Origin of the sequence: Chryseobacterium sp. NRRL B-14798 (genome assembly GCF_050470705.1) — a bacterium.
Classification (GTDB): domain Bacteria; phylum Bacteroidota; class Bacteroidia; order Flavobacteriales; family Weeksellaceae; genus Chryseobacterium; species Chryseobacterium cupriresistens.
Window position 1 is genome coordinate 4,290,115 of sequence record NZ_JBFLUL010000005.1, and the last position, 26,336, is coordinate 4,316,450.

24 protein-coding genes and 2 pseudogenes are annotated in these 26,336 nt (G+C 34.5%); 2 read left to right on the forward strand and 24 right to left on the reverse strand.

Annotated elements, in window-relative coordinates; all coding sequences use genetic code 11:
• Window positions 1-2: 2 nt before the first annotated feature.
• The 10 genes and pseudogenes from AB1278_RS19615 to AB1278_RS19660 all read right to left on the reverse strand — a co-directional run bounded on the left by AB1278_RS19615 (window position 3) and on the right by AB1278_RS19660 (window position 11,467).
• Window positions 3-1,064: a hypothetical protein gene (locus tag AB1278_RS19615; protein WP_429816496.1), complete on the reverse strand. Its 1,062-nt coding sequence runs from the start codon at window positions 1,062-1,064 to the stop codon at window positions 3-5.
• Between the two features lie 295 nt (window positions 1,065-1,359).
• A pseudogene (locus AB1278_RS19620) lies at window positions 1,360-1,749 on the reverse strand (PDDEXK nuclease domain-containing protein).
• Window positions 1,750-1,757: 8 nt separating this feature from the next.
• Window positions 1,758-2,261 carry a DUF1016 N-terminal domain-containing protein gene (locus AB1278_RS19625; protein ID WP_429817408.1) on the reverse strand — a complete coding sequence of 168 codons (504 nt, stop codon included), beginning with the start codon at window positions 2,259-2,261 and terminating at the stop codon, window positions 1,758-1,760.
• Window positions 2,258-4,681, reverse strand: coding sequence for a hypothetical protein (locus tag AB1278_RS19630; protein WP_429816498.1), 2,424 nt, complete (start codon window positions 4,679-4,681; stop codon window positions 2,258-2,260). Before AB1278_RS19630 ends, AB1278_RS19625 begins: the two co-directional genes overlap by 4 nt.
• 578 nt (window positions 4,682-5,259) lie before the next feature.
• A complete protein-coding gene (locus tag AB1278_RS19635) occupies window positions 5,260-7,134 on the reverse strand; it encodes an SIR2 family NAD-dependent protein deacylase (RefSeq protein ID WP_429816500.1) in 1,875 nt (624 codons plus the stop codon).
• A 58-nt stretch (window positions 7,135-7,192) separates the two neighbouring features.
• Window positions 7,193-7,753: a recombinase family protein gene (locus tag AB1278_RS19640; RefSeq protein ID WP_429816503.1), complete on the reverse strand. Its 561-nt coding sequence runs from the start codon at window positions 7,751-7,753 to the stop codon at window positions 7,193-7,195.
• Window positions 7,754-7,964: 211 nt separating this feature from the next.
• Window positions 7,965-8,192 (reverse strand): annotated as a pseudogene (locus AB1278_RS19645) (aminoglycoside 6-adenylyltransferase); the annotation flags it as partial.
• An 8-nt stretch (window positions 8,193-8,200) separates the two neighbouring features.
• The gene (locus AB1278_RS19650; RefSeq protein WP_034693615.1) at window positions 8,201-8,602 is read right to left on the reverse strand and encodes a hypothetical protein; all 402 of its coding nucleotides are present in this window, start codon (window positions 8,600-8,602) and stop codon (window positions 8,201-8,203) included.
• 63 nt (window positions 8,603-8,665) lie between these two features.
• A complete protein-coding gene (mqo, locus tag AB1278_RS19655; RefSeq protein ID WP_429816507.1) occupies window positions 8,666-10,171 on the reverse strand; it encodes a malate dehydrogenase (quinone) in 1,506 nt (501 codons plus the stop codon).
• Window positions 10,172-10,426: 255 nt separating this feature from the next.
• The gene (locus tag AB1278_RS19660; RefSeq protein WP_110009564.1) at window positions 10,427-11,467 is read right to left on the reverse strand and encodes an NAD(P)H-dependent glycerol-3-phosphate dehydrogenase; all 1,041 of its coding nucleotides are present in this window, start codon (window positions 11,465-11,467) and stop codon (window positions 10,427-10,429) included.
• Window positions 11,468-11,692: 225 nt separating this feature from the next.
• Here AB1278_RS19660 and AB1278_RS19665 point away from each other — a divergent pair, with 225 nt between their 5' ends.
• On the forward strand, window positions 11,693-12,718 hold the full coding sequence (locus AB1278_RS19665) for a M23 family metallopeptidase (protein ID WP_429816510.1): 1,026 nt from the start codon (window positions 11,693-11,695) through the stop codon (window positions 12,716-12,718).
• A gap of 309 nt (window positions 12,719-13,027) precedes the next feature.
• Here the strand turns inward: AB1278_RS19665 and AB1278_RS19670 are convergent, their stop codons facing one another.
• The 5 genes from AB1278_RS19670 to AB1278_RS19690 form a co-directional block, all read right to left on the reverse strand.
• On the reverse strand, window positions 13,028-14,200 hold the full coding sequence (locus tag AB1278_RS19670; RefSeq protein WP_429816513.1) for a MoaF-related domain-containing protein: 1,173 nt from the start codon (window positions 14,198-14,200) through the stop codon (window positions 13,028-13,030).
• 17 nt (window positions 14,201-14,217) lie between these two features.
• Window positions 14,218-14,871 carry an NAD(P)-dependent oxidoreductase gene (locus AB1278_RS19675; protein WP_429816516.1) on the reverse strand — a complete coding sequence of 218 codons (654 nt, stop codon included), beginning with the start codon at window positions 14,869-14,871 and terminating at the stop codon, window positions 14,218-14,220.
• A 59-nt stretch (window positions 14,872-14,930) separates the two neighbouring features.
• A complete protein-coding gene (locus AB1278_RS19680; RefSeq protein ID WP_429816519.1) occupies window positions 14,931-15,383 on the reverse strand; it encodes an Rrf2 family transcriptional regulator in 453 nt (150 codons plus the stop codon).
• Between the two features lie 23 nt (window positions 15,384-15,406).
• Window positions 15,407-16,357, reverse strand: a complete 951-nt coding sequence (locus tag AB1278_RS19685; protein ID WP_202843542.1) for a hypothetical protein — start codon at window positions 16,355-16,357, stop codon at window positions 15,407-15,409.
• 134 nt (window positions 16,358-16,491) lie between these two features.
• Window positions 16,492-16,926: an FKBP-type peptidyl-prolyl cis-trans isomerase gene (locus AB1278_RS19690; protein WP_052198510.1), complete on the reverse strand. Its 435-nt coding sequence runs from the start codon at window positions 16,924-16,926 to the stop codon at window positions 16,492-16,494.
• 296 nt (window positions 16,927-17,222) lie between these two features.
• On the opposite strand from AB1278_RS19690, the gene AB1278_RS19695 reads away from it, so the two are divergent.
• Window positions 17,223-18,230, forward strand: a complete 1,008-nt coding sequence (locus tag AB1278_RS19695; protein ID WP_429816523.1) for a catalase — start codon at window positions 17,223-17,225, stop codon at window positions 18,228-18,230.
• A gap of 606 nt (window positions 18,231-18,836) precedes the next feature.
• Here the strand turns inward: AB1278_RS19695 and AB1278_RS19700 are convergent.
• From AB1278_RS19700 to AB1278_RS19740, 9 genes are all read right to left on the reverse strand, one after another.
• The gene (locus AB1278_RS19700) at window positions 18,837-19,250 is read right to left on the reverse strand and encodes a DUF1348 family protein (RefSeq protein WP_411414321.1); all 414 of its coding nucleotides are present in this window, start codon (window positions 19,248-19,250) and stop codon (window positions 18,837-18,839) included.
• A 3-nt stretch (window positions 19,251-19,253) separates the two neighbouring features.
• Complete coding sequence (locus AB1278_RS19705; RefSeq protein WP_202843550.1) at window positions 19,254-19,781, reverse strand: TetR/AcrR family transcriptional regulator; 528 nt, start codon at window positions 19,779-19,781, stop codon at window positions 19,254-19,256.
• 361 nt (window positions 19,782-20,142) lie between these two features.
• Window positions 20,143-21,183: a TerC/Alx family metal homeostasis membrane protein gene (locus tag AB1278_RS19710; protein ID WP_429816526.1), complete on the reverse strand. Its 1,041-nt coding sequence runs from the start codon at window positions 21,181-21,183 to the stop codon at window positions 20,143-20,145.
• An 85-nt stretch (window positions 21,184-21,268) separates the two neighbouring features.
• Window positions 21,269-21,877 (reverse strand): TerD family protein, encoded by a 609-nt coding sequence (locus tag AB1278_RS19715; protein WP_047428248.1) that lies wholly within the window; start codon window positions 21,875-21,877, stop codon window positions 21,269-21,271.
• A 69-nt stretch (window positions 21,878-21,946) separates the two neighbouring features.
• Window positions 21,947-22,894, reverse strand: a complete 948-nt coding sequence (locus tag AB1278_RS19720; RefSeq protein WP_429816529.1) for a hypothetical protein — start codon at window positions 22,892-22,894, stop codon at window positions 21,947-21,949.
• A gap of 16 nt (window positions 22,895-22,910) precedes the next feature.
• Entirely contained in the window at window positions 22,911-24,086 is a 1,176-nt protein-coding gene (locus AB1278_RS19725) for a toxic anion resistance protein (RefSeq protein ID WP_202843562.1), read from the reverse strand.
• A 2-nt stretch (window positions 24,087-24,088) separates the two neighbouring features.
• On the reverse strand, window positions 24,089-24,646 hold the full coding sequence (locus tag AB1278_RS19730) for a TerD family protein (protein ID WP_062675525.1): 558 nt from the start codon (window positions 24,644-24,646) through the stop codon (window positions 24,089-24,091).
• Window positions 24,636-25,460, reverse strand: a complete 825-nt coding sequence (locus AB1278_RS19735; RefSeq protein WP_429816532.1) for a phosphoribosyltransferase family protein — start codon at window positions 25,458-25,460, stop codon at window positions 24,636-24,638. Before AB1278_RS19735 ends, AB1278_RS19730 begins: the two co-directional genes overlap by 11 nt.
• A 7-nt stretch (window positions 25,461-25,467) precedes the next feature.
• Window positions 25,468-26,136: an HAD family hydrolase gene (locus AB1278_RS19740; RefSeq protein ID WP_202843568.1), complete on the reverse strand. Its 669-nt coding sequence runs from the start codon at window positions 26,134-26,136 to the stop codon at window positions 25,468-25,470.
• Between the last annotated feature and the right edge of the window lie 200 nt (window positions 26,137-26,336).

A 26,336-nucleotide genomic window follows, 5' to 3' on the forward strand; every position in this document is an offset into this window, starting at 1 on the left:
TATTACTTTTGATTTAGATCACGGAGAACTTTTCTTATTTGCAAAACAGTAATCGGTTGAGGACTTCTTACAGGAGCTTCTTTAGTAATGTAAGTGTTAAAATTTGAAAATGTACTTTTCCTAGCAACAGCCCCTCCACCTCCTGCAGAAGATGAAATTTGAGCAAGACCAATGTTTGCACCTACATTTGCTTTAAGATCTGCTTTCCCATTAAAACTTGATGATCCTGTTTTCGATGACCAAACAGCATCGAAACTTAAATCCATCTCAATGATGTCATCGTCAGCAATATTTGGAATTGCCATTAATGCAGTAAGGATATTAATTCTTAGGCTTTTATCCATTGTAACTAGATTTCCATAATATGCAGCAAGCAAAGGTGAAATTACTACACCACCTCCCACAAACATTGAATTCTGAGTAATTAAGGCAGATTCTGCTGCAACTTTAATATCAGCACCTGGAGTTGCACCAGATGCTCCAATTGCTGCGTTTAAATATCCTGAACAGTCAAGAGAATAGAAAAAGGAATTATAACCTGAAAGAATGTAATCTTCTACATTTAATTCATTGTATGTAGGAGAACTAATTACTAACCAAGAAAAATTATTGGCTACATTTGATTTTTTTATTGTTACTCTGTGAAGAATATTTGAAATACTTTCTCTAGGAATATAAATGGCAGTTATTGGCATTTGTGCAATATGTGACAATACAAATTCTGGAGCCCATGGATTTCCTCCATCTTTTAAATCTTTTAATTTTTTTGTAATTTTTGAAGGCAATTTGCAAGGATGATTTTCAGGATCAAAAAGTTTGAATATTTCCGCTCTTAGATTTACATCAATGCCTATGTTATTAGGTTGTAAATTGACAACTGTAATCGTATCTCTTAAAATGTTTTCATTAATTGCAATTAGATTAATTTTATCTTTAATATGATCTAAATTAATTGAATTTACAATGTTTTCACTTTTATTTACAACAGATGCATTTTGACATGAATGATGTATCAAAATACAAGCACAAATTAATGCTAATTTGAAAGGTTTTAATGTTTTCATAATGTATAGTTTTATTTATAAATTTATGAATAAAACTATACATTATGAAAATACTTTTACTGAAATTAATTTGAATCCTATGTTATGATAAAGTCTATACTCAATCTGTGGTTTGGTAACGCAATAAGAGAAAAATATTGGAAAAAATGATTTCAAAAATTTCCGAGCTGTTTAAATAATGTCTCATTTATAAAATTAGTAAATAAGGAAGTTTATCGTTTTTTGAGACTTTTGAATTTTTCAATTCATAAAACATCGTGATTTAATATATAAAATATACTTTACAGAATGTTTGTTAATGCCCAAATAACTCATGTAATTTTTGCTGAAGTAATTTTTTATCCGGGAGCTGGGTTTTATATTGTGAAACCATTGTAGGAGAAAGGCTTCTGCTCAAAGCATATTCTACAACCTCATTATCTTTGTCCTTACACAGCAGAATTCCAATGCTTGGATTCTCATTTATCTTTTTCACATCTCTATCAAGCGCTTCAAGATAAAAATTAAGCTGTCCCAAATGTTCTGGTTTAAATTTATCTGCCTTGAGTTCGAAAGCTACTAAACACTGTAATCCTCGATGCTAAAAAAGCAAATCAATATAAAAGTCTGATGAAACAACCTGAACTTTATATTCTTCCCCAACAAATAAAAAATCTCTACCTAATTCGAGGATGAAATCTTTCATTTGTTTGATTAAACCTTTCTGTAATCGTTTTCAGAATGTATATCCGGCAAGTTTAAGAAATCAAAAACATAAGTATCTTTGAAAGTATTTACAAGTTCCGAATCCATTTCTCTCAACGCTGGTGAGAGTGTTGATTGACCGACCATAGTTCTTTCAAACAAACTCGCATAAATCTGTCGTTCTAATTCTCTCTTACTGTAGCCCTCTTGTTTAGTTATTTTGAGATAAAATTCTTGTTCTTCCGGTGTTTTACATCGAGAAAAGATAACCATATTATGACTCCAGCTTATTTCTCTCACCGTCGGTGAGAGTTTTGGAGAATCTTTATAAGTTTCATAGAACTGTTTCATCCTCCACAAGTTCTTATCTGAAAAACCTCTTATTTCAGGCTCCGTCTTAATAATAAATTCCGATATCTCTTTTACAACGGACTGTCCCCACTCACTAACTTCTATTTTTTGGCTAATGTATGCTACAACGTTCCAATAAAGCGTATAGAGCTTATAATCTATTCTCTTTTGATTAACTTCGCTTTTATTCTTTCAATATCTTCATTCAGCTCTGAAGAATATGTTTCCCAACTAAAATAAGTTGATATAATATTTGCAGTTTTCCATTGGTTATCAAGATAAGTCTTAAAAACGATCGCTCTATCTAACCTTTTCTCAATGCTTATTTCGTTTAATATTTCCCTTTTATATGATTCCTCAAGTATTGGCGTATCGACTATAATTGAGTCTATATATGTGAATGAATGAATTAAAAATCTAAGATGATAAATGCCTGAATTAGTTACTCTAATCTGAAGAAGCGAATTTTGAACATCGAGCTGATCACCTTTTTGACTAGTTTCAAATAATTTCCTATTATAAGAGAAATTCAGTACTGAATCAATTTGATTAGCTGTATATCCAACCCCCTGCAAATAGCTAAATACTTCTTCAACTGTGACAAAACCATGGTTTCTACTATTTTTTGAATAGTCATCTAATAATCCAAGAAGAATTAATATAATAAAATGTTCATTTGCCTTTGGATATCTAATATCAAAAACATTAATTATATCTGAGCTAGTGGGTGAGAAGTGGATATTATCTCCATAAATTACAGATCTTAATAATTCATGAAGAGGAATATTATATCGACCCTCTCTTTCATAAATATCTATAATTTTTTCCATATCAACATGACCACTTCCGAAGAATTTCTTGACTAATTCTATAGCCTTTCGTATGTTTTCGTTTGAAACATTATTAATAAAGGTTAATAAGTTTTGATTAACATCAATTGAATAAAGGAATACATCTATTAATGAATGAAGTTTAGAAAAGCTTGTATTGTTGTTTAATCTGCTTAAAGCAATTTCTCCACTTGTTATTTTTTGTGCAAACTCTAATCTTTTTTTAATGACATCGTCTATTCTTGGTGGTGGTATTGTAAAAGCTTTTGTATGATAACCTGATAAAGCACCTGATTCTTTTTTTGTTCTATGAAATGTTTCTGGACGAATTGAAATGAACACTATCATTGGCCAATCAGAAGCGAATTCTTGTGAAATTAAGAAAGCAGATTCTTGATCTTGATCTGATCTTTGATCACAATTGTCAATAAAAATTATAATTTGTTTAGATTGATTTTTACAGATATAACCCAATGAAGCTTTAAGATGTTCAACTTCATCCTCAACTTTTTCAGTCAAATACTCAATTTCTTTTTCAAGAGCCTTATCATTATTAATTTCATATAGCCTTTTAACTCTAATATTTGATTTAAACTTTTGTAAATCTTGGAAATAGCAGTGACGAACAAAATCATCCTCTTCTATATCAATATTGTAAATATTTAATAGCTGTTCTTTAATTAGTCCGATAATTGCCTTTTTCATATCAAGAGCTACAATTGCTCTAGACCCTAAATCTATCTTAAAGCTTATAGCTTTTGCAAAAACTTTTGGCGCTTCTACAAGCCTGAGATAATCAATAAAAGTTGATTTACCAACACCAACATCACCAACCAGAAGGACTGGCCTTTTACTTAAGCTGTTAGCAAACAATTCGACTAGCTCTCCGGATATTCCTTTTTTAGTGGCTATTTGTTGTAAGCTTGCTTTTCTGTCACCATCTTCAAAAAGATAATTGTAGCGGGTAGATAGTATTTCTTTACTGACAAGAGAATAATTTGATAGAGCACCACTTTTGCAGTAACAAGAGATTAAAAATTCTTTTTCTATATCTTTTTCTTTAATAACATCTTCTAAAACAAGATCACTTATAATTTCAAGCTCAATTTGAAAAGGATTTCTGTTTTTAATACCTGGATATTGATAAATAGTAGAAGATAATTTAGAAGGCAATTCAATTTCAGATTTTCCTAGAAGTTTTTTTTGAAGTTGCTCACTTTCGAATCCTGTTTTTGATAAGCAATTCCAAATAGTTTTGAATTCTGCTAAAAAGACCTCTAAAGAAGGTACAATTAGTGCATTTCCTTCTAATGGTGGGATAGAGTCATTTCGATTTGCGATAAATGCAATAAATTGCCAACCATTGCATAAAACACCAATTTGTATTGAGCGATTATGACAATATCCCATAATTTGATCAATTGCTTTTTTAATGTTTATGTTATCCTTGTAAACACTCTTTAAAGGTTGAAAAAGACTTTGTTTTCCAGTTGGAAGTTCAAAATAATTACCCGATCTTTTTGCTTCCACTACAGCCACAGATCGGAATAGACTAAGAATATAATCTGTATATTCTCCCTCATAACTATCTTCACAAGAAATATCTGACTTTTCCCAGTTTAAACAATCAGTCAATAAACTATCTATAAATTTAAATCTAGTGTTTGCTTCATTTATTTTTGAATTTTCTAAAATATCAAAATCAGATTTTATTTTTTCCAGATTGGATCTACAAGTTTCGTAATTAATCATATTTTTTTTATTATTAAAAAAAGGTCAGTCTATGAGGAAAAATAATTATACTATTATAATCAAAAATAATTAAATAATTTGATGTGTAAATTTTAATTAAAAATAATTATAAGATGACAAGTTTTGACGTTAGGTCCTTATATATTTGCTTGCTTGTTAAAATGATAAAAATCCTGGATATCATTTTACGTATTACAATTTTTTATTAATTAATTTAAAATCTATTTTTATGAAAAAATTGCTTACAAGGCGAGAGTAATAAATAGTCTCCAGCTATTATTATGATTGATAAATTTCCTTAGATACTATAAATTAAGCTAATTAGATTATTGTAGATATCTTTGAAGGCTGCTAAAAAGCATTCATATTGAAAAAAATAAAAAACTGTTGATATTAATATCAACAGTTTTACTTATTTATTATTTGACATCTTCTTAATTTCTTCATTCGTATGATTATCAAGAATTTTAGCATAAAGATAAAACGTTGCTCTAGTCAAACCAAGTGGTTTGTAAATCTCCTCCGGAGCCTTAGTTGGGTCGTTTGTTGAGATTAATTATTCAACTTATACATAATTTTTAATCCTTGAATTTAATTAATATCTTCTCTTTGTTACTTTCTATTCTTATTTCTTCATCAATTCCTTTGAGAACATTCTCATAATTTAATATTCTTGGTTCTACAATATGTATATCATGTTCTCCTAATTGAAATTCTTGATTATGTAGAGTAAATTTTTTCATATTTGCAGCAAACTTTATAGTTGGATTTTCAATATCTGCAAACAATTTCTTATTCCTTTCTGTGAGGGGTATATTAAATGAAATACCCTTAAAAAACTCTTCTATTGGCTCTTTTCTAATCTTGGATATTATTCTGTTTAGAATTATATCATTTTTATCTGATACTTCATTTATATCAATGTTTGAGAATCTAATATTATATTCTTTTTCTATTTCTTTTAATTTCTCAAAATACTTTAAATAAAACAAGTTATAATCATAAAGACCTTTAAAACCATCTAAAATTCGCCTATCAAATTTTTCCACTGAAGTAAATACTAATTTACCTTCAGAGAATGCATTTATCGTATTTCCTGTCGCTAACAAATTCATAGCATTATAAAATTGAAGTTGTCTAGAGACGTTATTTATTAATGTAGAATTTCTATAATCTACGTGTAAAATAAAATTATTTTCTTTGATAGTTATTATAAGTTCAAATTCATTCTTTTGAAATTCAATGAGCACTTTAGTTCTGCTGCCGCCTCTTGTCACTTTAACACTTATATCATTAAGCTCATATCCATTTTCAAAAGAAACATCTACGTCTTTATCAAATATTGGTATAGGAGAGATCGTTAAAGTAGCGATATCACTTAGATCGGCTATTTTAATTCCTTCCATTCTTAAATCTAAATTTTTAAATGCAGATTTATCAATCACCAGTTCGTCAATGAATTCACCTTCAGAAGCATCTATCACCTTATCTATCTCTGGATAAGTTGAATCTATTACAAATTCTGCTATTGTTTCAGTATCTCCATTTAAACCACTAAAATTTTTTATGGTATTTGTTAACTCATTAATTTCTATATCAGATTTCAAATTAAAATTTCTGAGAAATTCAGCATAAATTTCTGTTGAAACCATTTTATTTTCATAATCCTTCTTTATATTATCTTTTAAATATTGAATAAGCTCAATTATAAGATCTTCTCCTTTTGAATCTATATAGTGAATTTTTTTATCACTTAAATGATACAGTTTTTGTGGTGGAACATTTGGTGAGACAAAAAAGCTTTCTTTACGATTGGCTCCGAGCTTTTTAGTAATGTTATCAAATATAACAGAAACATTAGAGTCTTCAAGGTTATATCCAATAAATAAAATACTCTTTGTTGCAATTTTTTCTTTTATCATTGTCCATAAAACTTCCTCTTCTTTTTTATTTCCAAAATAATTATCATAATCCGATTTTGTAATTATTACAGAATCCGGAACCGATAAATCTCCATGAATTTTATATAAAGTAACTTTTGAATTATCTATATATGGAATTTGGTGATCCGAGTATATTAAATTTAGTTTAGAACGATATACTAGTTCAAATAACTGATCATAATTTGTTGTTATAATATCTCTAAAGTGTGGAATTTTAGCAATATTCTCATGCGCGGAAGTAGAAAGAAAGTTATTTAATAGAATTTTTTCTTTTAGTTTCTGAATGATATAGTTTCTATTATTTCCTTTGATTCTATAAATTTCTTCAGCTAGGTCGGGCAGCAATAAATTTTTATTAATATATTCCTTTTCCTTGATTGATAGTCCATCAAATAAAAACTCCGAAAGCTTATTACCAGAAGGTAAACCTGCATATAAAGATGAACCTGCACCAACCCAGAGCACAACATCTCCTTTACTAATCAATTGAAATAAATTTTCTTTATGCATAAAATTAAAAATAGATGTGAATGAAGTAAATTTCTTATTGGGAATTATAGCAATTATTTTATGATTTTATTATTTTATAAAATGTTGCTTTACTTCCGATATTAAATGCTTTCATAATTTCCTCAATTGGAACATTCTTACTTTCATAAGAGCTCTTTACTAACGGTGCGATTTTTTTATATTTTTCGGTCATACCCTTTGGTCTTCCTCCGTTTTTACCTCTTGCCCTCGCAGCCTTCAATCCAGCATTTGTTCTCTCAATCAAAACATTTCTTTCATGCTCTGCTAAAACACAGAAAATCTGGAAAATTAATTTTCCACTCGCTGAACTTGTATCAATGTTTTCAGAAATAGATTTAAAATGTATTCCTTTTTCGTGCAGCTCTGTCACAAACTGTATTAACCCAACTGTAGTCCTTCCGATCCTATCTAATCTCCATACGGTTAAGGTATCACCTTTACGTACGAAATTTAATAAATCGTTAAGCTGCGGCTTTTCTGATTTAACACCGCTAACCTTGTCGATAAAAATTTTTTCAATTCCAAAACTCTTTAAGGCGTCAGTTTGTAAATCGAGATTCTGTTCAAACTTGCTTACTCTTGCATATCCAATTAACATAAGTTCAATTTACTCATTAGCTTCAAATATAATGTAATTTGTTTTTGTGTACAACGAAAATGTACTAAAAATAAGATAAAATGCTTTGATAAAGATATATCAAAGCAGGTACAGGAAACCGACCTCTTAAGGATAAATAAATATTCTATAAGTAATCAGTTTACGGAAAACCGTAGAAATGAAAAGAACTCCAATTAAGGAGTTCTTTATAATCATCTTCTTCAATCATGGAAATAGGCTCACCAAAGAGTCTGATCCATTCATTTCCCGATTCATAAGATGTTCTGTTTTCAAAAACAAGCTCTATATCAAGATCACTGAAATCATCTACCGGAGCATAAGGGTTTACCAATGAGCTGGTCAGGAGAACAGCCCGGATATCAGCATTGTTTTCAGCCCATTGAATAATCCGTTCCAGCTTTTCTTCCCTTACTTTCATATTCATAATTAATAAGACTCTGATATTTTGACGCGATACACATCAGAAGAGTTTCTTTTAATTGATTCTACAAAAAAACCTCCTTCCTCAGGAATAACTTCTTTCAGATCAAAACTTTTGCAGTCTTTTGGCAGCCCGGAAAAGATCAGGGTAAACCAAAAGTCTTTCATAAAGGGAACCGGTGTCCAGTATGGGGAAATTGAAATGTTTTCCGCATGAATCATTTTGCTTCTATGCTCAGACTGATTGTCAAAAAGATAGGTTGAATGCCAGATTCTGATCAGGTTTCCTAAGAATGGAGATGCCGGAAAGCAACAGTGTACAATAACCTGCCTCTCCTCTTCTGTTTTCGCTTGAAGAGATTCAAGGATTTCCTTGGCAATGACTGGTTTTACAATTACTTCTTCCACCTTTTTATAAGTAATAAGTAATGAGCAATAAATAATAGGATTACTTATTGCTCATTATGGATGTTAATATTCTAATTCTAATTTTTCTTTGGTGTAATTTCTTACTTCCTGGGTCAGTTCAGGGTTATCAGCCAGTTTTTGACCATAGGAAGGAACCATTTCAAGCAGCTTTCCTTTCCATTCTCCATGCAGTTTTTCAGGGAAGCATTTTTCCAGCACATTCAGCATGGCATATACTGCTGTGGATGCACCCGGTGAAGCTCCCAGCAGAGAAGCAATCGTTCCGCTCTTGTTTACGACCACCTCAGTTCCGAATTCCAGTTTACCACCTTCTTTTTCATCTTTTTTGATGATCTGAACTCTCTGTCCTGCTACTTTCAGTTCCCAGTCTTCTTCTTTAGCATCTTTGATAAATTCTCTCAAATGCTGCATTCTCTGAGACTTTGTCATGGCAACCTGCTGAATCAGATATTTTGTAAGCGGAATATTATGCCACCATGCTCCAAAAAGTGACCTTAAATTCTTCGTATTTACACTTTCAGGAAGGTCAAGATAACTTCCTTCTCTTAGAAATTTGGTTGAGAATCCTGCAAAAGGTCCGAAAAGAAGCGCTTTTTTCCCATCGATGATTCTAAGATCAAGGTGTGGAACAGACATTGGCGGAGCATCCACCGTAGCCTGAGTATATACTTTAGCATGGTGCTTTTCCACCAGTTCCTGATTATGACTTACCAGCCACTGCCCTGAAACCGGGAAGCCTCCGTATCCTTCACTTTCTTTAATATCTGAGCTGTCCAGTAGCGGAAGCGCGTATCCTCCCGCACCGATAAATACAAAATCTGCTACCACTTCCTGTTTGTGGCTATGGATTCTGTCTTTCACTTTCATTTCCCATGTACCGTTTTCTCTAGGGCTGATATCTTTTACTTCGTGGTATAAGAAAACCTCAACATTGGAATCTTCCAGAAGATGTCTTCCCATTTTTCTCGTCAATGTTCCGAAGTTTACATCTGTTCCCATATCCATCTTCGTTGCAGCCATTACTTCAGACTGATTTCGTTTACTCATCACCAGAGGAATCCATTCTTTCAGTTTTTCATGATCTGTAGAAAATTCCATTCCTGAAAAAAGAACAGACTCTGCCATTTTATCGTGGCGTTTTTTAAGGTATTCAGCATCTTTTTCTCCGAATACAAGGCTCATATGAGCACAGGAATTGATAAATTCTTTAGGCTCACGGATATATCCTTTGGTAATCAGATAGGACCAGAATTGTTTTGAAATTTCAAACTGCTCTGCAATGCTTTCGGCTTTGGTAATATCAATAGATCCGTCCGGTTTTTCAGGGGTATAGTTTAGCTCACAAAAAGCGGAGTGGCCTGTTCCGGCGTTGTTCCATGCAGCTGTACTTTCTTTGGCAAATCTTCCGAGTCTTTCGAAGATAGCGATTTCAAGATTTGGATCAAATTCATGAAGCAGCGTTGCTAAAGTGGCGCTCATGATTCCGCCGCCTATCAGTACAACGTCGTATTTAGGTTTCGGTGTTCTGCTTGTAAGCGATTGTGACATAATTTTAAAATTTTACTTCAAATTTCGGGAAAAGTTTTAAAAATCTGCACGATTTAATCCGTTATTTTTTTGTTCAAAAGACTTCTTGAGTACACAACAAAAAACCATGGAAAATTTCAATAAAGTACCATTGAAATGATTGATAATATAAAAAGCAGTACGGGCCGCTGCCAGGATAAATCAATAAAAAAACTTAAGCATTTAGTGCCTAAGTTTTTCTATGTATGTTTAACGAGCTTTTATTCCAGCTCCATTTTAATTCAATTTTGCGGTCAGTTTTTTAAACTGCTTTTCAGCATTTTTACCTTCATACAAAATAGCATATACCGTATCAATAATCGGGAGTTTAAGGTTTTTCTGTTTCGCTGTCTTATAAATGGAATCTGCTGCGTAATATCCTTCTGCTACCATGTTCATGGACTGAATGGCAGACTTCACGGTATATCCTTTTCCGATCAGGTTTCCAAGGTTTCTGTTTCTTGAGAAAAGTGAATAGGCAGTTACCAAAAGATCACCCAGATAGGCACTTTCATTGACATCTCTTGGTGCTTCATAAATCGCTTCCAGGAAAGTTTCCATTTCACGGATTGCGTTGGAAACAAATACTGCCGTAAAGTTATCTCCATATCCTAATCCACTGGCAATTCCTGCTCCTATGGCAAAAATGTTCTTAAGGATTGCACTGTATTCATTTCCTAAAATATCTTTGCTTGTATGCACTTTGATAAAATCTGAACTGAATATTCCTTCAAGTTTTTCAGCAGTTTCATCTTCTACTGCTGCAATCGTAAGATAAGAAAGTCTTTCCATGGCTACCTCTTCGGCATGACAAGGTCCTGCAATAACCGCCTGGTTTCTGAAACCAATTTTAAATTCATCACGAAGATAATGCGCCACCACATCATTTACTTTTGGGATAATTCCTTTAATCGCAGAGATAAAGATTTTATCTGAATAATCACATGTCATCTTATCCAGAGTATCGGACAGGTAAATAGACGGTGTTGCCAGCACAATAACATCACAGGCAGATACCAGTTCGTTAATATCTGTTGTCAGTTTTAAACTTTTAAGATTAAAATGGGCAGCGGTAAGATAAGTCGGGTTATGCCCACGAAGCTCAATAGCCCCTTTTACAAATTCATTTCTTACGCACCAGTGTACAACTTTGCAGTTTTCAACAAGCATTTTTACGATAGCGGTTGCAAAACTTCCGCTTCCTACAACTCCTACAGAAATATCCTTTTTATTCTTTTTTGGATTCGAAGATTCTGAAATAATTTTCTTTTTAGCCATAATTGGAATGTGAACTGCAAAGATATTAAAACAAAGACGTAACGCGGGCTTTGAAACTATGATAAAAGCCATTTTCTGAAAAAATTAACACTTCAACACAATTAAATAGTTAATTAGCCGTTAAATACAGAAAAAACTGAATTTTAAATAAAAATAACTCACAAAACTTATTTTTATTTAAATTTGCAGCTTCAAAACCGTTTTAAATTGACTAAGAGAAGAAATATGAAAAAATTTCTAAGCAGCAAGAAGAACGTAAACATTCTCCTGGGAGGACTTTTACTAGTAGTTTTTGCACAGGGTGTCTTCATTGCCAAGCTCTTTTCTGAAAGAGATGACAAAACCTACGAAGTGAACCTTGTAAAAATAAATACTGAAAAAGACAGTGTAGATTATCTAAAAATGAAAACTGATCTTACTCTTGTAGATCAGACTGTTGCCCAGCTCAACTCTTTCCTGAAGTCCAAAGACATTACCAACGAAAAGCTGATGATGCTCAACCAGGACAGTATTTCAAATTCTATTTATCTTTCCAAGCAGGCTAACCGATACAGCCAGTATCTGATGGATCTTCAGAAAAAACTGATGCAGGTCCCTTTAGGAATGCCTACTGACGGCTATATTTCGTCCAATTTCGGGATAAGAAAAAATCCTATCCCGTTCAAAACTGTTTTTGCTTCGGTAAAATCTGGTGCAGCGACAGAGACAAAGCCAGCTGCCGTTGCGGCAGCAAAACCAGAAGTAAAAGCCGAACCCGTTGAGAAAATTGTAGAGCTTACTGACAGCTATGGAAATAAAAGAGAAGTAAAAGTAATGGTTACCCCAAAAGCAGCTCCTGTAGCTGCTGCTCCAGCTCCTTCTACAACGAAAACTGTTGCGGGTAATGCTGCAAAAACTGCCATTGCTGAAAAAAACAATCCACCTGCTGAAGCTGATCAGATGCAGTTTCATAAAGGACTGGATATTGCTGTGGCCTATGGTTCTGATGTAAGAGCCGCCGCTGCAGGAACAGTCATTTTCTCCGGACAAAAAGGAGGCTATGGAAACTGTGTAATTGTTTCTCATGGAAACGGACTGGCCACACTATACGGACATTTATCTGAACTTGTTGCTAAGGTGAACGATAAAGTAAAAGTAGGCCAGGTCATTGCGAAATCCGGAAACTCCGGACGTTCTACAGGACCTCATCTTCATTATGAAGTACACAAAAACAATACTCCGATTAACCCGAAATTGTTTATGAATCTATAAAAAGAAAACTGTCTCGTGAGAGGCAGTTTTTTTTTAGTTTCAAAAGGCGGAGAATTCATGAAGGGATTCTTTTTAAACACGAAGGGCACTAATAATTTCACCAATATCACGAATATAATTCTCATGATCATCGATCTGCATAATCTGAAAAATCTGTGAGAGGTTATTTTAACGCAAGGTTTTTAATTTGCTTTCTTTTGATTCTAGGGAGGCAAAGTTGGAATCAGCAAGCTGATTTAATGAAGCTTAAGGATATTTTCATTGTTAATTCTTATGATATAAAAAACAGCTGCCAATGCAGCTGTTTTTCTACTTTAAGATTTTAAGCGTTCCTTTCGGATGGGTGAATGTACCGTCTGGACCTGCAATATTTGAATACACAATATTTTTATTATAATCCTGAATATGGGTTACATTGAAACCAAGGTGCGGCTCATGCCAGTAGACCATAAAAACATTTTTTGCTACTTCTACTGCAGTATATTCTACAGTATCTGTACTGTTTTTTGAACTCCCGGCTGTTCCTGTGAATGTCATGGTTTTATTATCTTTAAAATCAAGAATGAATTTTATTTCTCCAAAATCCACTTCCACTTTTTGTCCGATTGCCGGATAGGGTGATTTAAGATCCCAGTCCATTTCTTTAAGATAAACCTTTACTCCCATTTCAAGTTCTTCTTTTCCTGGCAGATCAGGGTATTTTTTTACCATGAAATCTACAATGGCAGATGTAGTTTTGTTCTCTGTTACTGCCTGCTTGTAATTTTCCAGATAGCCTTTTACAAAATCAAGAGACTGTGGTGATGTAGACAATTCTGCAAAATGAGAAGGAATAACTTTTTCCGGCTTCAAACCTTTCATAGCATCGATCTGCCCGATCCATTGATCAATGGCTTTTACATTCTGAGTGTCCGCCATCCAGAGATGTGAGCCTACAGAAACCGAAATCCCGCCCGCAATGGTTTTAATGGAAGGAATCCACAGAAAACTGTGTGCCGTATCTTCCGGGTTTTGTCTGATTTCAATTTTATTTCCTTCAAGATCAGGAATTGAAGTAACTGCTTCAGGAATTATAATTTCCGATGGTGCATCTGCCTTCAACTGTGGTTTCCACACTCCCATTTTATCATCTTTTGAAGCTGATATAAGATAAGCAGTTTGTGCCGTTGAGATAATTTTTGCATTAGGAAAAGCTTTTTTAATCACATCCAATCCAAAATAGAAATCAGGATCGCTGTGAGAAATAAAAACGGTTTTCAGGTTCTTTCCTGTTGCTTTTATTTCTTTTACCAGCTGTTCTGCATATTGTTTCTGAAACTGAGCATCTATCAATATGGCATCTTTATCTCCATAAATAATGGTAGACGTAATAGGAAAAATAGCTTTGGTTCCCGGATTATAAACTTTCACTTTGAGATTCCCTGCAAATATGCTGATGAATCCCAACAGTGCCACTAACGACCATAATTTTTTTTGTATCATTTCTGTTCTTTTATCGATTAGTAAGCTGCTGTGAAACGTTCACGGATGTGATTGTTCTGCTCTAGTTCGTCTACCAGCACTACCGCTACATCTTCTACAGAAAGACGGCTTCTTCCGTTTTCATCAAATACCGGAGTTTCCAGTGATGTTCTGTATTTTCCTGTTCTTTCTCCTACATTAGCCTGATTCATTTCGATAGCAGGGCTGAAGAATGTCCAATCCAACATATTATTCTCTCTGATCTTGTTTAAATAATCTCTTGCCGCTGTTGCCCCTGGTTTGTAAGCTTCCGGGAAATCAGGAGTGTCTACAATCTGTACGTTATCCGGTGTGTAAAGGCTTCCTGCTCCACCTACTACAATCAGTCTTTTTACTCCCGACTGTTCTACAGCTTTTTCAATGTTCTCGGAACCGTTTAAAAAATCGTTGTAAAGGTTAGGGTTGGTCCATCCTGCATTGAATGTACTGATTACGGCATCGCTTCCTTTCAATGCCTCAGCCAGTTCGTTTACATTGTTTACATCAACACTTTTTGCAGTTACATTTTCCTGTGTTTTCACTTTTGATGCATCTCTTACCAATGCTTCCACCGCATATCCTCTGTCTGCTAATTCTGATACTACGTGTGCTCCTACAAATCCTGTTGCACCGATTACTGCTACTTTTTTCATAATGTTTTATTTTTAATTAAATTGTAATAAATTTTGTTACATTTAAGGCCAAAAAATTTTTATTCAAACTGGTCAGTGAATTCCTGTAATGACTTGTCTCCTAAAAAGTTTACCACCAATTGATCTGTTTCTTCAAATAATGTATTTAAATGATTGTTGATCTCTTTTCCAACACTGCATGCCGGATTGGGATTCTGATTTTTTTTACCTAATACTTCTGTATTTTTTACTGCTTTATAGATCTCGGAAATAGTGATCGTTTCAGCATTCTTTGCAAGCTGGCTTCCTCCTTCTTTTCCCTGTCTGCTGATAATAAGGCCTGCTTCTCTCAATACGCTGATCTCCTTTCGGATAATCACCGGATTCACATTGATACTACCGGCCATCCAGTCAGAAGTAAGCCACTCCTGAGGACTTTTCGCCAATAATGTCATAATATGTACTGCCGTAGCAAATCTTGTATTGTTCATTGTAATTACAGGGCAAAGATACACATTTTTTAAATGTAACAAAATTTATTACAGTTAAATTTTTCTTAAAGGATCAGTTTATCCAGATCCAGTAACAGATAATTGATATTCTGATTAATGGTACGGGTTGCCGACTGCATCTGATTCAGCATAGCAGCGCGGTTATGAAGATCATCAGCCCTGTAAAACCCGCCATCACTGAAAATCACAGATTTATCCGCCGCTTCCTTACTATCATCAAACTGGTAATGCAGCCACCTCTGTTTCATATTCCCTATAATGGAATGCTCTTCTTTATTGGAAAACTTTTTCTCTGTGTACATATACCAGATAAAAGGGGGAAAATTCGGAGACTCTAATTTTTCTTTCCAGATATCTCTCAAAAGGTTTCTCTGGTGAATAAACTCTACCTTTTTCCCTTTTGGATTAAGGGTTGCCAGTCCAAAACCTGCTCCCAGAACCCCTCCGCCTATATCGATGGCATTACTCCAGCCTTGATCATGTACAATTCCTCCTGCTATTGAAGCTGCTGCTCCTGCAACAATTGAATATAAAATAAGCTTATTATTTCTTGATGAATTTAAGTTATCCACATAATTTCCAATCTGGGCTACTCTTTCTCCTTCACAGTCGAACTCTGCAGCTACTGCATCCAGTTCCGTAAGAGCAATCGTTATTTTGCTGTTTATTTTTGTCTTCAACTGTAAAACTTTAACCTGGGAAGCAAGGGATGAATCTTTTTTAAGATCAATAATCTGATGAACTTCATCCAGATTATCCAGTGCGTTTAAGATAAGAATACTCTGATCAGAAAATACTTCTTTTAATTCTTTATTGGCTGCCAATATAGAATCTGAATTATAAGACGGAAGTTTGTTGCTGTAGTTATATTTGAACGGCGCTTTACAGTAGCTGTCTTTCAGGGTGAGAATATTCTGCTGAATAGCCTGATTCTTCCTGGAAACACAGGAAGTAAGAAGCCCGAAAACAATCAATAGGTAAAAAAGTTTTTTCATTCAGTGATTTTTTGTGTTATCAGGTATATTGCAAAATAAATTTCTCCATTTTCCCAATTCTCCTATACGAATATAATACAAATAAAAAAATTTACCTGAAATCAGGTAAATTTTTAATCTATTTTTAAGAAGGATTATTTAATATCCAGCAGTTCAACTTCAAAAACAAGCGTACTGTTAGGCCCGATTTCTTTGCTGATTTCCTGATCGCCATACGCTAAGTGTGGAGGAATGATTAATCTCCATTTGCTGCCAACAGGCATTAACTGAAGTGCTTCCGTCCATCCTGAAATCACTCTGTTCAAAGGGAAAGATGCAGGTGTACCTCTTTTTACAGAACTGTCGAATACTTTCCCGGAAATAGTAGTTCCGTGGTAGTGGCATTTTACAGTAGATTTGGGTCCTGGTTTCGGGCCGTCGCCTTCTGTAATGATTTCATACTGTAAGCCGCTTGGTAACTGCACAACGCTTTCTCTTTTACCATACTCTTCCATATATTCTTTACCGTCTTTCAGGTTTTTTTCTGCTAATTCTTTTTTACGTTTAAATAACATATCTGCTACTCCCATATTATAATTTTTTACAAAGATAAGGCTTTTTGGGTTTGGAAGATGGGAGCACGATAAGCGAAGTTTAAAAGCCTGAAGAATTTTCCTCTCAAACAAAGTGACTTTAATTCATTCTCATTAAAAATAAATAAACACTAATAATCAACAAGTTAAAAAGATTATTTTTCAATATTCATTAATCATATAGTCTTACATTTTTGATTTTCAAAGAGCTTTTCCACAAAATTCAAATATTTGTAATACTTATTTAACACAGATTTCGAAACTTGGCGTTATAATTGGATTTTAAAAACTAAATGCCAAATCCACTAAAATATAATAAGAAGTTTGATGAGCTGAATGAAGAGGAAAAAAAGCTTCTGGAAATCAATAAAAAAACAATAGCAGATTTTGTTGAACAATCCTCTTCCATCAGCGATGTCAACTATGCTACAAGGAATGCCCATGCCAAAACGTATGCGGCAGCAAAAGGGACATTCCTGATAGAACCGGATATCCCGGAATCACTGCAGCCTTTTTTTGATAAGGAAAAATTTGACCTGACTATAAGGTTTTCCAATGCGCAGCTGAAAATTAAGAATACAAGAAAGGATATTCCTGCCTACGGCTTTGCAGTGCAGATCAAGGATGAAAACGGTGGGCTTCTTGCCAATTATCCATTGGTGAATTTTCCCCTGTTTCCTATAAATTCTGTTTCAATTTTTTTGAAACTGTTTACGGCGGTCAACAGATTTTACACCAAAAAATGGAGCAGTTTGTTTACCCTGCTGCTTCAGATGATTAAAATGACTCCTTCCCTGCTAACAGCTGATATGGTTCGTAATATGATTCAACTTCTTCGTAAAAGAAATGATTTTATTCTTTCCTTCGACTATCATTCTATAGGAGCTTACCGGCTTGGAGATCATATCATCAAAATAAAACTGTCTCCTCAATCTGTGGATAAGAACATTGGAAAAAAACAAAAGGTCAAGGATTCTTTAAAAAACTATCTGCAGACACACAACTTTACTGCAGATGTCCTGATACAGATATGTTATGACCTGAAAGACCAGCCTGTCAACAAACTGAATGTGGAGTGGAAAAACTCTCCTTTTATTAAAATCGGCGAAGTAAAAATCGACAAAGATTCTTTGCTGGATTCCCGTAACTGCAACACTGAACTTCTTTCATTCAATCCTTTTGAGAGTAAAATATTTTTTCAGCCTGTAGGAAAAATACAAAAGCTGCGTGATGAAGCCTATAAAATTTCTTTGCAGACGCGAAGGAAGATTAACAAACTGCTGCATGGGAAAAACAGCTAGATTAATGATGAATTATGAGTTTTAAATGATGAATTTTTGAGTGCAGCTATAAAGATTTTATCTAAAAAAGAGTATTTCTTGGGAGTGTCATTCTGAACACAGACTGAAAGTCTGCGAACGCAGTTCAGAAATCCAGCCTCTTTTATTAAAGTTTAAAGCTTAGAGTTTCAACGGCGTCTTTCTCATTCATTTGTGCTGCTTCTTTCCTACTGTGTCATTCTGTAGAAATCCAGCCACATTGATTAGAGTTTTAAAGATTTAAAAAGTGAAGTAATACTTCAGTTATGTGCTAATACTTTGTTGAGACTCCTACGGAGTGACAATTGGAGTGTTAAGTTAATAATAAGTGATCAATGATGAATGATAATGGTGAATTACTTATTACTTATGCTCATGTATTGGGCTGTGTTGGTATAGGTATAAAACAAAAAAAATAAAATAAAATAAAAACTGACGGCGACCTACTCTCCCTCGTTAGCAGTACCATCGGTGAAGAATCTCATATCATTGTTTATCTTTAAGATTCTTCCTTCATCAGAAAACAAAGATTCGACGTAGTCAATGACAAAAACCAAATATTTGAATTTGAGATAATTTCTTATTATTTTATCTGAACTTTCTATCTTCTACTTTGATCGCCAGATCATTGATACTGGCATATCTTTTTGCCATGAGCCCGTTCTCATCGAACTCCCAGTTTTCATTCCCATAAGCCCTGAACCATTTTCCTTCCTGAGTCTGATATTCATATTCAAAACGAACGGCAATACGATTGTCGGTGTGTGCCCAATATTCCTTTTTAAGCTTATAATGAAGCTCTTTTTCCCATTTTTTCTGCAGAAATACTACAATCTCTTCTCTCCCATTCACAAAGGTATCTCTGTTTCTCCATTCGCTATCGATGGTATATGCTTTGGAAACCTTTTCAGGATCCTGACTGTTCCAGGCATCTTCTGCGAGTTGAATTTTTTCCAGGGCCGTTTCAAGAGTGAAAGGCGGAAGCGGATGTTTCTGTTCCATAACTTATTGTATTAAATTGGTCACTATTTTTTTTGATTTTTCAATGAGTTCATTGGATTTGAAAAGCTGGCTTTCTATGATACTGCTTTCAAAAAGCATGTAGACATGATCCGAAAATTCATTATCATCGAGCAATTCTAAAAAAAAATTTCTCAGATCTGCTTTATGAGACTGAATGACGCTCAGTATTTTAGTATTATCCATGGGGATCTCCGACAGAATATTCAGAAAGCTGCAACCTCTGAAATTTTCCTTTTCGTTCATATACACGAGGAAATCGAAAGCATTGATGATCTTGGATTTTAAGCTTTTTTCTTTTGCTATAAAGTGATTGAGCTCACCAAACCAATATTCATGTCTTACCTTCAGAAATTCTACACACAGATCTTCTTTGGATTTAAAATGCTGATAAAAGCTTGCCTTGGCAACTTCAGCTTCGGAAATAATCTGATTGATTCCGGTAGAATTATACCCTTGTTTTGCAAACAATTCGAAGGTTATTTCTACTATTCTTTCTCTTGGAGATTTCATATGCTTTTCTTTTCTGGAACAAATGTATGAAAAAAAATTACATACAGACCAGTCTGTCTGTTTTTATTTTTAATTTTTTTTTGAGAATTTTGGAAAGCGCAAAGGCGCTAAATTTTTATAGATTTAACATATTTAAGGCGCAAAGATTTTATCTCCGATAAAACTTAATAATGCTAAGAAAGGCTTTGAATGAAACCGGTAATTGCGCAGTAATCTTGCTGAAAATCTTCGATTTTCTTGTGTCTTAAAAGCAGCATAATTTTTATCTTCTTTGCGCCTTTGCGTTGTCCAACTAAGAATATGAATAGAAAAAGCCTCCAGAAATAGATTCCAGAGGCTTGATAGTATATTTTAAATAGGATTACTCTTCCAGTTCTTCTTTCTTCTCTTCTTCTTTTTCAGGGAAGATAACGGATAAAAGAACAGAGATCACCAATACACCTCCTACGATTCCTAATGAAACCGGAGACGGAATATGGATCCATGGCGCAATAAGCATCTTAACTCCAATGAAGGACAGGATAATCGCCAATCCATATGGAAGTTTGCTGAACATATGAATAAAGTTCGCTAACAGGAAATATAATGATCTTAATCCTAAAATAGCAAAGATATTTGATGTATAAAGGATAAACGGGTCATTTGAGATTGCAAAGATCGCCGGGATGGAGTCTACAGCGAAAAGAACGTCCGTAAATTCAATAACACCCACTACTACTAAAAGAGGAGTTGCCATTTTAATTCCGTTTTGGATGGTGAAGAACTTATCTCCATCGTAGTTATCTGAAACTTTCCAGAAACTCTTGATCAGTTTTGCTCCTGCTGTATTACTGTAATCTTCATCGTCACCATCATCACCGTCACCCCATGATTTGATCCCTGCATACACAAGGAATAATCCGAATAAGGTCATGACTACGTTGATTTTCACTGCCTCACCGAATATTTTCATTTCAGGAAGATACGTCAGATTGATTAATCCTACCCCTGCAAAGATGAATATGGCTCTGAAGATCAGCGCTCCGATAATCCCCCAGAAAAGGACTTTGTGATGAAGGTATTTCGGAACTTTAAAGAATCCGAAAACGAGGATAAATACAAATAAGTTATCCACAGACAATGCCTTTTCAATCCAATAGGCTGCTTGATACTGGGTAAATTTCTCTATTGCCAAAGCGTGGCTTTCAGGACTTCCATCGGTATTGAATACCCAATAGACCACTCCTGAAAAAACCATAGAAAGCGAGATCCATACAATAGACCAGATGGTAGCTTCTTTGGAAGAGACTTCATGACTTTTTTTATTAAATACCCCTAAGTCCAGGAGCAGCATGATAACGACTGTTACTGCAAATCCCCACACCAGACCAGGGTGCAGTTCTAAAATACTTTGATGTTCCACTTGAGTTATGTTATTATATGATAAAAGCAATAGATGCACAGAGTACAAATATTGCTATTTTATTTATATTTTGATTGTCAATTGATTATAGATAATTCATCTGTACCGTCTGGATTGTCTGCTCCAACTTTTTATCCGCTGTAGGATCTCCGATCGCATTGAATTTCCATTCTCCGTTTCTCTTATAGAAAACACCCATTACCATGGCAACATGTCCGCTGAAAGATGCGTCATTCGCAATATCATATTTTGCAAAAACCTCTCTTACATTGGTAGGTGATCCTTCATAAATACGGATAGAAGCAAAAGGAATAGTGCCGAAATCCTGGCCTCTGTAGCTGTTCAAAACCATTGCCACATGCTCCACATTTGGTTCCAATTGGCTGAAGTCTACCGTGATTACTTCGTTATCCAATCCGTCATCGCCATTTACGTCACCGGTAAGGTCGTCTCCGCTGTGTCTTACAGATCCGTTTCTTGATTTAAGATTTCCGAAATAGATTACTTCTGTAACGTTTTTGTTTGAATCATATAAAATACAGCTTCCGTCTAAGTCTACTGCTTCTTTCTTTGTTCCGAAAAATCCTTTCTTTTCGATTGCTCCCCAGTTGATTCCTACACAAGCCTGGGAAAGCTCAGCTCCATTTTCTTTTTTAAGGTTAATTCTCTGACCTTTTTGTAAGTTGATAGCCATCTTTCTATGTTTAGTTGTTATTTACTTTTTTGCAAAAAAGGAAATCTTCTTTGCTTTTCAAATTTCGTTCTAGTTATTATTCAAATTCAAATTAAGCATTGCCCGCAGAATATTCGTTTCTTCGTCGAAGTCAAAGATTTTACTCATAATATCCATATTTTCCAGGTTTTTAATATAATCTTTCAGAACGCCTTCCACTTCAGCTGGCAAAGTACGCTTTCTTTCGTTCATACTATGTTCCAGCTGCTCATTTTTACTTCTCAGCTGATCAATAATGGAGCTCTGATTAGACTGATTCTCGGAAATATCCAGCTTATCCAGTTCTTTGTCGAAAAGATACAATTTCTTTTCGTCTACACTGAAAATAAAATAATCATCAGACTGAAAGATTCTAAAAAGTTCATAATCGTGGGTTCCGATAAGGTAACCACATACGAAACGGACTTTAAATCCCTGTATATTAAGCCTTCCCAACAGTTTCCTTTCAATGGAATATTCTTTATACTGATAGGAAGGAAAAGAATCAGTTTTCAGCAGTGTTTCATCTGCCTCCGATCTGTAAAATTCCTGGGCATATTTTTTATGAAAGTACAGTACATTGTCCCAATTGGCCGTAAAACGATCTTCCGTCAGGTCTTTATACACTGTTTTTAAGTGCTGGGAAAAGACACCGCTGTACATTTTTCTGTCAGTCTCAAAACTATCTACCCTTCTTTCTTCAAAACCTGAAATATATTTACTGTTGATGTTAATTTCATTGATGACCGCCAGCATGTCATTTTCCTTCTGCTTTTTAATTTTAGTCAGAAGTTCTATAAGGTTGTCGGTATACTGCAGGTGGAAAAGTTCCAGTTTATTATAATCTAAAGCCGTATTTTCCTGGAACAGATTGTGGATAATATCAGTTTTGATGTAAATTGATATGATGTCAATATGTTCAAAAAAATTAGCGAGAAGCTTAAGCTTTGTTAATCTTCTTTTGCTTTGCGACAATATGGTTGCTGCATCATCCCCCACCTTGGTATCCTATAAATTAACCTCTGACATTTGCTTTTAGTTCGTGCTCCAATGTCTGAAGATCCTGATCCAGTTTTCTTCTGTTGTCAGCTCCCTGTTTCTGGATTTGTTTCACTTCATTCAATGTATTGATCAGCATTGATGTTGTTTCTCTCAATGTTTCCACCGATACGATAGTCTGCTCGTTGGCTCTGGCAACATTTACTGAATTCTGGCCAAGGCGTTCCGCATTCTTTCTTAAAATCTCTTCTGTAGTAGAAGATACTTTTTGCTGGATTTCAATATTCTGCTGCTGTCTGTACATCGCTACCGCAAGGGAAAGCTGGTTTTTCCAAACCGGAAGTGTAGTGGTAAGAATCGTCTGTGCCTTTTCAGCAATAGAAACGTTGTTGTTCTGTACGAGTCTGATCTGAGGAAGTGACTGCATCATAATCACACGCACCACTTTAAGATCAGCCATTCTCCTGTCTAGCCTCGCAATGAAATCTCTTTTATCTGCAATCTGATAATCCTGATAAATCTGCGGATTCGCTTCCATCTGAGCAAGCTCGCCTGCCGCTCTTTCCATTCTGATATTACCTGCAATGACAAGCTCTTCAATCTGCTTGATAGAATTCACATTGCTTTCAAAAATAGTCTGAAGTACAGCGTTATCTTTTGTAGAGGTGATAATTCCCGCATTTACTTTATAAGAAATCTGCTCGATATTATTGATGATCTTATCGTATTTTGCAAAAAGATTTTCCACCTGAGTCATTACCTTTTTCATGAATGGCAATTTGCTCAGGAAGCTTTTCACTTTATTTCCGTTAAGTTCTTCAACATCTACATAGTTAAGCTCTACCAAAAGGTCGTTGATAAGCCCACCAACTTCTCCTGAGTTTGATCTTCTTACATTTCCTAAGAAGCTGTCACTCTGGTTGGTTAATGTTTTCTGAAGCTCTGCCCCGAAATTAACGATTGAACCAGGGTTGGTCTCGTCAATAGAGTTCGCAAGAACTTCATATTTCTGACGTTCTTCTGACTGCAGCTGTGTCAGATTTACATTTCCCTCTCTATCCACAAGAACAGCCGGCGCCGCATTCTGAGCGGGCTGAGCCGGAGTAGGAGGAGCCATTGGAGTCGGCTCAAAAGTTTTAAGGGGTTCTATTGATCCCAGCGGATCTATGGGTTGATTTTCCTGATTGTCCATGATTACTTTTGATAAATTGATACAAATTTCTCAAGGCCGTCTCTCTGTCCTGCACCTACAGCCTCAAATTTCCATTCTCCGTTTCTGTTGTAGATTCTTCCGAATTCTACAGCCGTTTCGATTGAGAAATCTTCGTCTAATTCGTATTTTAAGATCTCTTCATTCGTATCTGAATTAAAAATTCTGATGAAAGAATTTCTTACCTGTCCAAAGTTTTGCTTTCTTGAATCAGCCTCGTGAATTGTTACGACTACAGTAATTTCTTTAATAGCACTGTCAATTTTAGTAAGATCAATTTTGATCTGCTCATCGTCACCCGATCCTTCTCCTGTAAGGTTATCACCCGTGTGGATTACAGATTTGTCCGGAGACTCAAGATTGTTATAGAAAATAAAGTGATTATCTGAAACTAATTTTTTGTCGTCCCCAAGCAAAAACAAGGACGCATCAAGGTCAAAAGCGGTTCCTGTAGAAGTATTATTGATATCCCATCCTAAACCTACAGTAAATTTAGGTGCGTTGATGTTTTCTCTTTGTCCTTTTTGTAAGTTAATAGCCATAATATAATTCCGTTTGTGTTAAAGTATTGATGTTATTTTCGTATTCTTTTATTAAATGATAATTGTTACTGATCGCCAGCTCCAAAAGCAGGTCCATCTGTTCCTTTTTTACTTGAGACGTAAGATAATCAAAATTACTTGAATCTAGGCCTAAAATATATTTGACAATCCTTGTATTGAACTGAAAACTTTCTTTATTCATCACTTCTGCAACATGATTTACATTTTTTACAGCATAGTAGTTGAAAAAGTTTTCAATTTTCGGGTCAAGGTCAAAATTCATCAGTTCTGCATAATACAGGAACATAAAGTCAGCCTCCACGTTATATTCATTCAGAATTCTGTTGACAGTATATTCATGACTTCCCGTGATTTTTATATCGTCTATAAAAATACAAAGTTTTCCTCTCAAAAAGTCCTTATCGATATAATAAGTGTCATTGGCGATCAGATTTTTGCGGTCTTCAAAATTGAGATTCCCGTAATCTGTGATATAGGTATGATTACGATTGATTTTCGACAGAATACTTGACTTTTTTCCTTTTTGAAACAGATAAAAATCCAGGTGTTTTTTAAAGTAAAAACATAAAAAGTTGGATGCAGTAGGAATCGCCATATAGGGGCTTGGAAGCACTACAATCTCTTTATCTGTATTTAAAAGCTCTTCATTTGCGGAAATAAATCCGTCGAATAATTCTCTTGCAAATTTTTCAGCATACGACTTATCGCCATACTTGAAATAACTGTATTCCGCAGGTGAGAACGTAAACTCATCTGCCGAATGAATGTGGTGTAAGCTGTATCTTTTATTCATGTTTATTTTAGTGTTTAAGTAAATGGGCACTGAAGCCAAAGTTCTTTGCTCCCTGATAATCTGCCACCGGATTATCTCCGATATGCAGGATCTGATTCATAGCCAAATTCTGATCTTTAATCTTATTCTTCACTTCCTGAAAAATAAGCGGATTCGGTTTGGAACAGTTGATTTCATCAGAATAGATATGGAAATCTATGTACTGATCCAGGTTTTCATGAATCAGGAATTTCCTCATTGTTTTTCCTTTGATAAATCCAGTGTTGCTTAGAATATTTATGGTCTTTCCCTGATTTTTAATATCCTCAAAAAAATCGTGAATATTTTCAAAAATCACCACCGGCTTGTATTCCAGAAACAATTCTTCACTCTTGTTGTAAAACTCATTGAGATTTTCTTTATTCAATTGTTTTACATCCACATCCAGCGAACCGAGAATCATCAGATAGATCTCAAAAGTATCGATATTACCACCTGTTACTTCATTAATGGTATTGCAAAGATCATCATAATACTTTACGGTTTTCGCAACCTGTTCTATAGGCTTATCTACGTTAAAAAATGAGGAGAACAGCTCAACTCTTTTTGCTTTAAATTCAGGATGAGATTTGATTAAAGTGAGCCACAGGTCAAAGGAAAAATGACTGTGGTTATGGATGTCGATATCTGTTTTCAATAGGTTTTAAGTTAAAAGTTTTTATTTAGCTTCTTGAAAAAGATTTAAAATTTTTTAATCATCAAAAAGTGTTCACGATACTATTCTTCCCAAAGATAAAATATTTATCATAAAAGCATTACGTTCAAGATCTGTTTTAAGATATTTTTATGAAAATCCAAGGTTTTGAAAGGTTCACAGAAGATGATTGATGAAGCGTT